This window comes from Burkholderia sp. BCC1644 (genome assembly GCF_902833225.1).
Taxonomy (GTDB): Bacteria; Pseudomonadota; Gammaproteobacteria; order Burkholderiales; family Burkholderiaceae; genus Burkholderia.
This window is the reverse complement of record NZ_CADFEI010000077.1, coordinates 1-444: the sequence shown is the minus strand read 5'-3', so window position 1 is coordinate 444 and position 444 is coordinate 1. Positions and strand designations below refer to the sequence as shown.

At 71.6% G+C, this 444-nt stretch carries 1 pseudogene; it reads right to left on the bottom strand.

Features of this window, described 5'->3' with window-relative positions:
- Positions 1 to 444, bottom strand: a pseudogene (locus HWX87_RS37790) (adhesin); the annotation flags it as partial.

The following is a 444-nucleotide window of genomic DNA, read 5'->3' as shown; positions in this document are numbered from 1 at the left end:
AGCCGCCACGCTCTGCAGCTGCTGGAGGTTGACGGCGTCGGTGGCGTCGATGCCGGCGGCCACGCCCTTGACCTGGCGCGCCCCGGCGGTTCCGGCCACGTCCAGAACCGTGCCGGCTACGTTGCCGCCGATCGTGATCGAGCCGGTACCCGCTTGCTGGACCAGACCGACGGTGCCGGCGGCCAGCCCGGACTGCAGCGAGGTGACGGTGGCGGCGGTCGAGGACAAGCCGGTGGACAAGGACGCCAGGCCGCGGCTGGTGCCGGTCGACAGCGACGCCAGCGCATCCGTCGTACTGCTCGAGAGGCCCGCGATCAACGAGGTGTTGTCGGCGATCCCGGTCGAGAGAGAGGAGGTGGCCGCCGCGGACGCCGTCGAGAGCGTCGCGATCGCGCCCGCGTTGGCGCTTGTGGCTTGCTGCTGTGCATAAAGCTGCCGGCCGGT